The organism is uncultured Eudoraea sp. (assembly GCF_947258525.1).
Lineage (GTDB): Bacteria > Bacteroidota > Bacteroidia > Flavobacteriales > Flavobacteriaceae > Eudoraea.
Genome location: NZ_CAMYIP010000111.1, coordinates 37969 through 48595, shown reverse-complemented (window position 1 = coordinate 48595; position 10627 = coordinate 37969). Strand labels below are relative to the sequence as shown.

Here is a 10627-nt window from a genome sequence, read left to right as displayed (position 1 = left end):
TATGTCTGACACAATCAGGGGGTTAGATTTGTTGCTTGTCAATGATCAGTATTATACTACCCATCTTGGTGATGTTGGGATAAATGCAAATATTGTTGAAGCATATTCTAAAGATAAAAACAGAGGCATGATTACCTATGCCAAGTATTTCCTTGAAGAACTGGATAAACTAAAATACTTTAATATGACAGTTAAGGCCAACGGGGAAACTACAAAGGCTAATGGCCTTATGGTGAGTATCTGCAATTCAAGAAAATATGGAACCGGCGTTCCTCTTAACGCAGTTGGGAATCCAATGGACGGTAAATTTGAAATTGTTATTGTCGAAAAGGTAGATACCATTTCACTCTTAAAAGCAGGCATGGCAAAGTTTAATGAAGAATATCTCAAAAGTCAGTATAGCCAACTTATTGTCACAAAAGAGGCAGAGATTGAATTTGAGGAACCCAGGCTCCTTCAGCTCGATGGCGAGGTTATTGGCATGTTTGACAAAATAGATGTTAAAATTTTAACCGGTGCGATTAAGTTAATAACACACCATGATAATTTAAACATCAAATAGTTTACAATTCAGACACCTCTTTAAGGAATCATACATATTCCAGAATAAGATCCCAATTGATCTTTTATTTTCTGCTGGTGGGAAAAGCTTTTGCCTCAAATAAAATTGATTAATTGCAGCTCGTCTTTTTAAATAAAAAATGGTAATTTCCTTACTCAGATTCAATACCTGGAGTAATGAAAAACATAAACAGAAGAAAATTCATTCAAAAGACATCATTATCCGCGGCGGCAATAGCTGCAGCATCTATTATCCCTGTTTCCGGCCAAACCCGAAAAAATAGAGATACCAGTGCTGTATATATGGGTGATTTTGCAGCCCCTAAACTAGAGACTATCAGGATTGCCGTAATAGGAGTAGGTGCCCGCGGACCTCAACATTTGCAGTTTTCTGCTTCCTTACCGGGTACTGAGATTGTGGCAATTTCAGATTTATATGAAGATCTTGCCACAAAATGGGCAGGTGTGGTTAAAGAAATGGGTAAGGGCCAAAGACATCAACATATTGCTACCTATTATGGCAGTGAAGATAAATGGAAATTGATGCTCGAAGAAGTAAAACCTGACATGGTTTTTATTGCAACAAACTGGGCTAATCATGCCCCAATGGCCATCGAAGTAATGAACAAAGGCGCCCATGCTTTTGTAGAAGTTCCTTTAGCCTTAGGCATTGACGAGCTCTGGAAAATTGTAGACACCTCAGAGAAGACCAGGAAACATTGCATGATGATGGAAAATGTAAATTATGGCCGTGACGAATTGCTATTCTTAAATATGTGCAGACTAGGGGTCGTTGGTGAACTATTACACGGGGAGGCAGCCTATATTCACGATCTAAGAACACAGATGGATGAAGTTAAACGAGGTACCGGATCCTGGCGTACGTATCATTATGCCAAAAGAAACGGCAACCTCTACCCTACTCATGGGCTGGGCCCGGTAGCACAATATATGAATCTGGGACGTACTGAGGATACTTTTAAAAGTCTTGTGTCTTATTCTACTCCTGCTATGGGCCGTGCTTTATATGCCAGGAAAAATTATCCTGCTGATCATAAATGGAATCAAATGGATTATAAGGGGGGCGATATGAATACATCTATAATCAAGACAAATATGGGCAGAACCATTCTTGTTCAATGGGATGAAACAAGTCCGAGACCTTATACCCGACTTAACTTAATACAGGGAACCAAAGGTATTTTAGCTGGCTTTCCTACTAGGGTAGCTTTGGAAGGTGGTATTGAAGGCATTACAGAAAGTCATCATCAATGGGCGGAGGGAGAACAACTAGCCACACTTTACGAAAAATATGATCATCCATTATACAAACGCCTGTCCTCAACCACAAGTGAAAGTGGTCATGGTGGTATGGATGGGATGATGGTTTACCGAATAATAGAGTGTCTTAGGAACGGACTTCCTTTGGATCAAAACGTGTATGAAGGATGTTTCTGGAGTGCGGTTTCTCCTTTAAGCGAGCTCTCTATAGCTAATGATGGTGCTCCGCAGACATTCCCTGATTTTACCCGGGGTAATTGGAAAGAAACTAAACCTTTGGATATTATAACCTAATTTTACCCGTTACGAAAAATTTTCTCATCTAGTTCGTCTCATTAACAAGTACGCATTTTCCGTTTGATAATGAATACACAAATTAATTCAATAAAAAGGCAAATAAGCGACGTTCATAATGGTTTGATTTGGGCTGGGACCTCTTATAATAAAAGATTGTCTCAACTTAAAGAAAATGAGCTGTTTGTACGTCCGCTCCCCTCTGTTCACAGTATTGCTGAAATTATTGCACATATCATTTCCTGGCGGAAGGATACCATCTTAAAATTAAAAACAGGTCGAGGCAAACTTACAGATGACCAACCTGAGAATTGGAGATCAAATGAGGAGTTAAAGTCTATTGGCTGGAAGAAGCTCAGGGAAGAAGATAATAGTACCCTTAGTGAATTATTTGAGCTATTACAGGATAAGGATGATACATTTTTGAATGAATGCTACTATGACCCCGAATTTGGTGGTAACTATCCTTATTCATTTGTACTCGAAGGAATGTTACACCATGATATTTACCATTTAGGACAGATTGGGCTGGTGATAAAACTGCTAAAGGGATGAATCGTCTATCAAAACCCCTAATAGAAACTCCCAGGTTAATACTAAGGGAATTCACAGTTGACGATGCTTATAAAATCTGGGAATTAAATTCAGATCCGGAAGTAATAAAATACACCGGTGACCCCCCTTTTGAAAATGTTGAAAACGCAAGAGATTTTCTTAATAACTACAAGGATTATGAAAACAATGGCTTTGGCAGATGGGCGGTAATTAAGAAAGATTCTAACACTTTTTTAGGGTGGTGCGGACTAAAATTAAATGAGCAGAATTTAATTGATCTCGGGTTTCGTTTCTTCAGAAGAGAATGGAACAAAGGATATGCCACAGAAGCTGCTAAAGCTTGTCTTGAATATGGGTTTATGGAACTTAATATAAAAGAGATCATTGGCAGGGTTGCAATGAAAAATACAGGTTCTATAAAAGTTCTGGAAAAACTCTCTATGGAATATTGGAAAAACGATAGCTGCAAGGGGATAGAGAACTCCTTGTATTATAAAATATCTAAAGAACAGTATCTTAAGAATACACAAAACGGCATATAACCTATGGATTCGGACTCTGATTACCTAAAAATAAACAAGGCCTCCTGGAACCGCAAGACAGATACTCACATGGAATCTGATTTCTATGATGTAAAAGGATTTCTCAATGGAAAGACATCTCTTAATAATATAGAGCTAGATCTCCTTGGCGATCTGGAAGGCAAAAGCATATTGCATTTGCAATGTCATTTCGGACTGGATTCACTTTCTCTAGCCAGGATGGGCGCAAAAGTTACAGGAGTAGATCTCTCTGACCAAGCTATTCAAAGGGCCAGAGAATTAGCTCAGAAAACAAACCTTGACGCCAAATTTGTTAACTGTGATCTTTATGATCTGCCTAATCATCTGAATAATGAATTTGATATAGTTTACACTACCTATGGCACCATAGGCTGGCTTCCCGATCTGAACAAATGGGCGGCGGTTGTCTCAAGGTTTTTAAAACCGGGCGGCAGGTTTATTTTCATTGAGTTTCATCCGGTTGTCTGGATGTTCGATGATGAATTTAGCAAGATTGCCTATCGATATTTCAATTCAGGACCCATTGTAGAATCCGAAACGGGGACATACGCTAAAAAGGACGCTGATATTAATCTGGAATACGTAATGTGGAATCACAGCCTGGGAGAAGTTATAACCAGTTTGGTTGGTAATGGTATTGAAGTGACCTCCTTTGAGGAATATGATTATTCACCATATGACTGTTTTAAATTCACTATGGAATCGGAACCGGGTAAGTACAGGATTAAGCATCTTGGAAATAAACTACCCATGGTGTATTCTTTAGAAGGCATAAAAAAGTAATCGGGCAAATAAATTTAATATAGTTAACTCATGACAAAATACTTATATGTATTCTTGATTCTGGCCATTGTATCATGTGTAGATAAATCGAAAACTGAATTACCTGAACCTACCGGGAAATATAGTGGTATCTTCAAAAAAGGAAATTTTGAAGATTCAATTACTATTGATATAGAGCGAGATTCTACGGACTGGAAAGTATTTTTTTCGAGCCTTCAACAAAACGCAAATCGCATCCCTTTTAGGGAGGTTGAAGTAAATGGAGATTCAATAAATTTTAAACTACAGAGCGATTTTTACACGTATTCGTTTAAAAATAAATTTGAAAACAATAATACTGAATTACGTGGAACACTGGCCGTGGATACAGTTGAAATTCAATACGCACTTTTTAAAACTATGGCCGATGAAAAAGTATTGTCAGCTGAGGACATTGGCTATGAATCCAATGGTCTCCATCTGAACGGCACTATCTTTTATCCTGCACCTCAGAAAGACAATAATATGGGTCTGATTATAGTCACTTCTTCAGGCAATTCAGACAGAAGTGCTTCGCGAGCAGAGGCTCAACTTTTTGCCAAACAAGGTTTTACCACTTTTATTTATGACAAACGGGGAACAGGAATCTCTGAAGGTAACTGGCCAATGGCCAGTATAGAAGAACTTGCTTCAGATGATATTAATGCTATTAAGCGGTTTTCAGAAAAAACAACTATCCCGCTTAATCTTATAGGTATAAAAGGCAGCAGCCAGGGAGCTACCAAGATCCCATATATTTTAAATGAATTAAAAGAACTTAAGTATGGAATAGCTGTAAGCTGCCCCGGTACTACCTTATTGGAGAGTGATCTTAACTACTGGAAAAACAGAAATACTAAAAATCTGGGTATAAATATTGAGCAGGCAACAAGTTTTGAGCGTAAAGTTTTTGAAACGATTGCAGGAAATATTTCCAAAGAAACTCTTGAGAAAGAGATCAATTTAATCAAATCACAAGATTGGTATAATATGGTATGGATTCCAAAGCTTGATGAGATTGAAATAGATAAAAAACTAAACTTTACCCCTATTCCATATTTTGAAAAAACTAAACAGCCTGTATTGATTGTTCAGGGGAGTTTAGATGAAATAATTCCTGAAGACAGTCATGAAGTAATTACCGAAGCTCTCAAGAAAGCCCAAAACAAAAATTATGAAATTGTATTACTGCAAGGTGCTTCCCACTCTATGTACGATATCGGGCAAAGTGATTTTCCGTATTGGTCTAAAATACATCCCGAATATGTAGCAACTTTGGAGAATTGGATCAATACTATTTCGGTAACCAATTAAGCCTTCAACAGGGTTCTTTTACATTGTCTAAAAAGTTATATAAATTTTGAATTCTAAATTTCGTAAGACCAAAATCCCCCTTATATTTAAGGACTGAACATTTTAATAAATCACTTTTAGGAATCTAATATTAATATTGATTAATCAATAAGTAGAACAGTTCTTTTGTTAACCATACAGACTTTATAGGCCAATTAAATGATTTCAACACTGGGAAAAATTTTTACTGATCTTTTTATAAGATACATGCCCAGTGCTTATGTTTTTGCATTGCTCCTCACGTTGTTCACTGGTTTTATGGCTCTTATTTGGACCGATGCCTCGCTTATGAATGTGCTAAGTGGCTGGTATGATGGCTTTTGGTCCTTATTGGCCTTTGGAATGCAGATTATTCTGGTTATTGTGACAGCCTATAGTATAGCACAATCCGATCCCATTGCAAAAGGAATAAATTGGATAGCGCGTTTTATTAATACTCCCGGGCAGGTTTATTTATTTGTACTGATATCCAGTGCGTTGTTTTCCCTGATCAGTTTCGGAATGATCGTCATTGTAGCCATTTTGGCCAGGGAATTGGCAGTAAGAGTGAAGGGATTAAATTATCCTTTCCTTATTGCCTGTGTTTATTTTGGCATGGGTAGTTGGGTTGCCGGGGCTTCCAGTTCTATTGCCCTTTTATTAAATACCGAAGATAACTTCTTGATTGAAGCGGGAATTCTTTCAGAATTAATACCAACTGCATATACCTTGGGGTCTTCACTCAACCTGGTTATGATTCTGTTATTTGTTGTAGTAAGTCCATTATTATTTTTCACTTTAATCCCAAAAAACAGCAAACAAAAAGAATTATCTGATCTTTTGATCCTGGACAATCCACAAAAGGAATCTTCTGTAAAAGCAGAGGCGGATTCCTACAAATTGCCTTTCAAGGCAGTCTCAGACATTTTGAATAATAGTGCTTTTTTGCAGGTCACAATTTCAATTTTTGGCTTTATATATATCGGCCATTACTTCTACCAAAATGGTTTTGATCTTAATTTTAACATTATCATCTTCATGTTTTTGATACTCGGATTATTTCTGCACAAAACACCTCTGCGCTATAGCATTTCCATGAAACGTGCGAGCAGCAATATTTCCGGAATACTATTTCAATATCCATTTTATGCAGGTATCATGGGAATTATGTTTTCAACAGGTCTGGGCGACAAAATTGGGGAAATTCAGGCATCATTTGCCACAATGACCAATTATCCGTTTTTAGCTTATGTTTCTGGTGGTTTGGTAAATTTTGCAATCCCCTCTGCAGGAGGTGAGTTTGCAGTAATTGGTCCCAGCATTATTAATGTGGTTAAAGATTTGGGAGCAGGATTAGGTGAATCTGAAGTTACCGCTATGATAGCAAGAGCATCAATGGCTATTGCCTATGGTGAAAGCCTTAGTAATGCCCTTCAACCTTTTTACCTGCTTATTATTTTTCCAGTTATGGCAGCCGGGACCAAATTGCAGGCAAGAGATATTATGGGTTTCTTTGTTATTCCATTTATTTTGTTTTTTATCATTCAGTCACTATTGCTTGTCTATATGCCATTATAACAGTACAATGGTGTATCCTTTACCTGGCATATGGTAAGTTCCCTTTCCATACATACACAACTGCTTTATTAAACATTATTTCTTAAATTTAAATATGTGTTATGATATCAAGGCAAGTTTGGAAGCTCAGTTAAAGAGAGCAAGGCATTATGGCAATGAGCAGGCTATTGAAGAAATCATTGAAAAACTAGCGCCCTTGTCAGATCTGCCACTCTATCATGTATCGGGCTTTAATCACCCAAAATTATTTATTTATCCCGATAGTTCGCCATATGAGCCAACTCTTGCAACCTGGGGTCTGGTACCATTTTGGGTGAAAGATAAAACACAACTTAGAAATCTCTGGAACAAAACACTTAATGCCAGAGGGGAAACCATTTTTGAAAAACCTTCTTTTCGTAATTCCGCCAAAAACAAAAGATGTATTATTTATGTAGATGGATTTTATGAACATCATCATTTTAGAGGGAAAACTTATCCTTTTTATTTAAGTAGAAAAGATGGCGAACCAATGGCCCTGGCTGGACTCTGGAGCGAATGGGCAGATCCTGAAACAGGGGAATTTATAAATACTTTTACTATTGTTACAACAAAGGGCAATGCCATGATGACCAGGATCCATAACAATCCGAGGGCAGCAGGACCCCGAATGCCACTAATACTTCCCGATGAATTGGCGGATAAATGGCTTGAGCATATAGAGGACGAGTTAGATAAAAAAACTATTCAGGAATTAATTCAATCCTATCCGGAAGACCAACTAAAAGCTCATACTGTTAGCCGTCTCAGGGGTAAAGAATATCCCGGTAATATTCGAGAGATCACTAAAGAGGTAACCTATGCGGAGTTGGAATTTTAAAGGACGACCATTACAAAAATCGGCAGTTGGTGATTGCTAATAGTATGATAATTTTCTAAAACAAAATGCAAATTAAAAACAAGGGATTAAGTCGTATTTCAATTCTATTTTTAACGCTTATTATTTCTTGTAATGGTGCAACGAAGGAATCATCTAAAGTTACAATAGCAGCCTCTGCAAATATGCAATATGCTCTGGGACCTATTACAGAAAAATTTATAGAAAAGACTGGTATTCCCTGTCAATTAATTTTAGGATCTTCGGGTAAACATACGGCTCAAATCATGGAAGGTGCCCCATTTGATGTTTTTGTATCGGCTGATATGAAATACCCTACGAAGCTGTATGATAAGGGTTTAACAACGGCTCCACCTGAGATCTATGCCTATGGAAAATTAGTACTATGGACCATGGTTGACGAGCTACCACTATCAATGGCAAAACTGAATGATTCTTCTATTAATCACATTGCACTGGCAAATCCCAAAACAGCACCCTATGGACAAGCAGCGGTAGAAGTACTGGAAAAACATGCGCTTTTAGACCGTCTTAAAAATAAATTGGTATACGGTGAAAGTATTGGCCAAACCAATCAATTTATTTATTCTGAATCGGCCGAAATTGGGTTTACAGCACAATCCGTGGTTCTGGCACCAGAAATGAAGGGTAAGGGTAAATGGATTTTGGTGAATGATACTGATTATAAACCAATTTCACAGGGTGCAGTGGTCATAAAACAATCTGAAGGAAATAATCATAATGCTAATAAATTTTATAATTTTCTTTTCTCCAATGAGGCCAGGATTATATTAAAAGATTTCGGATATTCGGTAGATGAATAGCTTAAAAGGTCATATTAAGGAAGTTCAGGTAAATGGCAGTTTGTCACTCGTAACCGTAGCGCTTTCTGATGAAATATTGTTTAAGGCTGTTATCATTGAAACTCCCGAAACTGCATCTTATCTTAGCGAAGGCCATTTGGTTAAGGTTTTGTTTAAGGAAACTGAAGTTGTTATTGGAAAAGATATAAAGCATTTAATAAGTCTTCAAAACCAGATTAGAGGAGAAATTAAGCGTGTTGAACGTGGTCAGTTATTAAGTAATATAATTATAAATACCCCGGCAGGTGATATCAGTTCCATTATTACCACCAATGCGGTAGATCAACTTAGTTTAAAAGAAGAACTAACAGTATGCGCTATGGTTAAGACTAATGAAATAATGTTATCTGAATAATGAATTGGGATCCACTCTTAATCACCTTTAAACTAGCTTTTGTTACTACGGTAATTCTTTTGATTATTTCGGTGCCTCTGGCATACTGGATGGTTAATACGAAATCCAGGTCTAAACCCCTTATAGAAACGCTGGTCAGTATGCCCCTCGTATTACCGCCTACAGTGCTTGGATTTTATTTCCTTTTAGCATTCAGCCCGGGTAACGCATTTGGCAATTGGATAAATGAATGGCTTGGGATTAAACTCGTATTCTCGTTTGGCGGACTTGTTGTAGCCTCTATAATCTACAGTTTGCCTTTTATGGTGCACCCTATTCAATCTGGCCTGAGTATTCTGCCACATTCATTGACGGAGGCTTCACAGGTAATGGGAAAATCTAAATGGACAACATTGTTCAAAGTACTCTTACCCAATTGTAAAGCTTCATTATTAACAGGAATTGTACTTGCTTTTGCCCATACCGTGGGTGAATTTGGGGTAGTACTTATGATAGGTGGTAGTATTCCGGGTAGAACCAAAGTTGCATCCATTGCCATATATGACGAAGTGGAAGCTATGAACTATAGTGCGGCTAATTTCTATGCTACAGTACTGTTTGTTATTACCTTTTGTATTTTGCTTATGGTCTATTTAATTAACGGGGGGTATCTAAAGCGCTTTTGGAAATGATTAAAATAGACGTTCATAAAAAATTACGCGCCTTTGACAGTGAAATGAACTTTCATATTCAATGCCAAATTAAGAAAGGGGAATTGGTAACGCTGTATGGTGAATCTGGTGCAGGAAAAACATCAACTTTAAGAATACTTGCCGGCCTTTTAAAACCTGATAAAGGAGAAATAACGATAAATGAAGTCAGTTGGATTGACACTAAAAACAAAATCTTTTTGGCACCTCAGAAGAGGAATATAGGTTACGTTTTTCAGGATTATGCCTTATTTCCAAATATGAGCGTATTACAAAATCTGGAGTTTGCATCTGGCAAAGGACAGAATAAAAAGGTGATAACAGAACTTATAGAGATGATGGAACTTGGCGATCTTCAAAACAGAAAACCACAAACCCTGTCCGGTGGCCAACAACAACGTGTAGCCCTTTCGAGAGCTCTTGTTCGCAAACCCGATGTTCTTTTATTGGATGAACCACTTGCCGCACTGGATTATAAAATCAGGTTGAAACTCCAGGATTATATCACAAGAATTCATAAAGAATACAATTTAACAACGATATTGGTAAGCCATGATATTGGTGAGATCATGAAACTGTCTGACCGGGTTTTTGTGCTTGAACAAGGCAAAATTGTGAGACAAGGTATTCCGAGTGAGATCTTTTCTAACCAAAAAATCAGCGGTAAATTCAAATTTACCGGAGAAATATTAAAGATAGAACCCCAGGACGTTGTCTTAATTGTTTCTGTTTTAATACAAAACAATGTAGTTAAAGTAATTGCCAATAAATCTGAAATGCAAACCCTTAAGGTTGGCGACAAAGTGATGGTGGCGTCTAAAGCTTTCAATCCTATTCTTTATAAAATCCAAGAATAGTTAGGTCAAAATTTTTACAAA

At 37.3% G+C, this 10627-nt stretch carries 12 protein-coding genes; all 12 read left to right on the top strand.

The window, feature by feature from the left end:
* On the top strand, window positions 1-562 hold a 562-nt coding region (locus Q0X89_RS08300), incomplete at its 5' end, for a diacylglycerol kinase family protein (RefSeq protein WP_367177033.1).
* Window positions 563-738: 176 nt separating this feature from the next.
* Window positions 739-2136: a Gfo/Idh/MocA family oxidoreductase gene (locus tag Q0X89_RS08295; protein WP_297693037.1), complete on the top strand. Its 1398-nt coding sequence runs from the start codon at window positions 739-741 to the stop codon at window positions 2134-2136.
* 69 nt (window positions 2137-2205) lie between these two features.
* Window positions 2206-2691, top strand: coding sequence for a DinB family protein (locus Q0X89_RS08290; protein WP_297693035.1), 486 nt, complete (start codon window positions 2206-2208; stop codon window positions 2689-2691).
* Window positions 2688-3233 carry a GNAT family N-acetyltransferase gene (locus Q0X89_RS08285; RefSeq protein WP_297693033.1) on the top strand — a complete coding sequence of 182 codons (546 nt, stop codon included), beginning with the start codon at window positions 2688-2690 and terminating at the stop codon, window positions 3231-3233. Before Q0X89_RS08290 ends, Q0X89_RS08285 begins: the two co-directional genes overlap by 4 nt.
* Before the next feature lie 3 nt (window positions 3234-3236).
* Window positions 3237-4037 carry a class I SAM-dependent methyltransferase gene (locus tag Q0X89_RS08280; RefSeq protein ID WP_297693031.1) on the top strand — a complete coding sequence of 267 codons (801 nt, stop codon included), beginning with the start codon at window positions 3237-3239 and terminating at the stop codon, window positions 4035-4037.
* A 30-nt stretch (window positions 4038-4067) separates the two neighbouring features.
* On the top strand, window positions 4068-5369 hold the full coding sequence (locus tag Q0X89_RS08275) for a CocE/NonD family hydrolase (RefSeq protein WP_297693029.1): 1302 nt from the start codon (window positions 4068-4070) through the stop codon (window positions 5367-5369).
* Between the two features lie 198 nt (window positions 5370-5567).
* Window positions 5568-6965: a TIGR00366 family protein gene (locus Q0X89_RS08270; RefSeq protein ID WP_297693027.1), complete on the top strand. Its 1398-nt coding sequence runs from the start codon at window positions 5568-5570 to the stop codon at window positions 6963-6965.
* Window positions 6966-7059: 94 nt separating this feature from the next.
* Window positions 7060-7824, top strand: coding sequence for an SOS response-associated peptidase (locus Q0X89_RS08265; RefSeq protein WP_297693025.1), 765 nt, complete (start codon window positions 7060-7062; stop codon window positions 7822-7824).
* Window positions 7825-7889: 65 nt separating this feature from the next.
* On the top strand, window positions 7890-8666 hold the full coding sequence (modA, locus tag Q0X89_RS08260; protein ID WP_297693023.1) for a molybdate ABC transporter substrate-binding protein: 777 nt from the start codon (window positions 7890-7892) through the stop codon (window positions 8664-8666).
* Complete coding sequence (locus tag Q0X89_RS08255; protein WP_297693022.1) at window positions 8659-9060, top strand: TOBE domain-containing protein; 402 nt, start codon at window positions 8659-8661, stop codon at window positions 9058-9060. The genes modA and Q0X89_RS08255 overlap by 8 nt, the downstream gene beginning before the upstream one ends.
* Window positions 9060-9731 carry a molybdate ABC transporter permease subunit gene (modB, locus tag Q0X89_RS08250; protein WP_297693020.1) on the top strand — a complete coding sequence of 224 codons (672 nt, stop codon included), beginning with the start codon at window positions 9060-9062 and terminating at the stop codon, window positions 9729-9731. The genes Q0X89_RS08255 and modB overlap by 1 nt, the downstream gene beginning before the upstream one ends.
* Window positions 9728-10606 (top strand): ABC transporter ATP-binding protein, encoded by an 879-nt coding sequence (locus Q0X89_RS08245; protein WP_297693018.1) that lies wholly within the window; start codon window positions 9728-9730, stop codon window positions 10604-10606. Before modB ends, Q0X89_RS08245 begins: the two co-directional genes overlap by 4 nt.
* The last annotated feature ends 21 nt before the right edge of the window (window positions 10607-10627 follow it).

What these genes read in the sequence shown, in the direction of transcription:
- modA (WP_297693023.1), top strand. Translation starts at nt 7,890, where the DNA reads ATGCAAATTAAAAACAAGGGATTAAGTCGTATTTCAATTCTATTTTTA.
- Q0X89_RS08290 (WP_297693035.1), top strand. Translation starts at nt 2,206, where the DNA reads ATGAATACACAAATTAATTCAATAAAAAGGCAAATAAGCGACGTTCAT.
- Q0X89_RS08255 (WP_297693022.1), top strand. Translation starts at nt 8,659, where the DNA reads ATGAATAGCTTAAAAGGTCATATTAAGGAAGTTCAGGTAAATGGCAGT.
- Q0X89_RS08295 (WP_297693037.1), top strand. Translation starts at nt 739, where the DNA reads ATGAAAAACATAAACAGAAGAAAATTCATTCAAAAGACATCATTATCC.
- Q0X89_RS08265 (WP_297693025.1), top strand. Translation starts at nt 7,060, where the DNA reads ATGTGTTATGATATCAAGGCAAGTTTGGAAGCTCAGTTAAAGAGAGCA.
- modB (WP_297693020.1), top strand. Translation starts at nt 9,060, where the DNA reads ATGAATTGGGATCCACTCTTAATCACCTTTAAACTAGCTTTTGTTACT.
- Q0X89_RS08280 (WP_297693031.1), top strand. Translation starts at nt 3,237, where the DNA reads ATGGATTCGGACTCTGATTACCTAAAAATAAACAAGGCCTCCTGGAAC.
- Q0X89_RS08245 (WP_297693018.1), top strand. Translation starts at nt 9,728, where the DNA reads ATGATTAAAATAGACGTTCATAAAAAATTACGCGCCTTTGACAGTGAA.
- Q0X89_RS08275 (WP_297693029.1), top strand. Translation starts at nt 4,068, where the DNA reads ATGACAAAATACTTATATGTATTCTTGATTCTGGCCATTGTATCATGT.
- Q0X89_RS08270 (WP_297693027.1), top strand. Translation starts at nt 5,568, where the DNA reads ATGATTTCAACACTGGGAAAAATTTTTACTGATCTTTTTATAAGATAC.
- Q0X89_RS08285 (WP_297693033.1), top strand. Translation starts at nt 2,688, where the DNA reads ATGAATCGTCTATCAAAACCCCTAATAGAAACTCCCAGGTTAATACTA.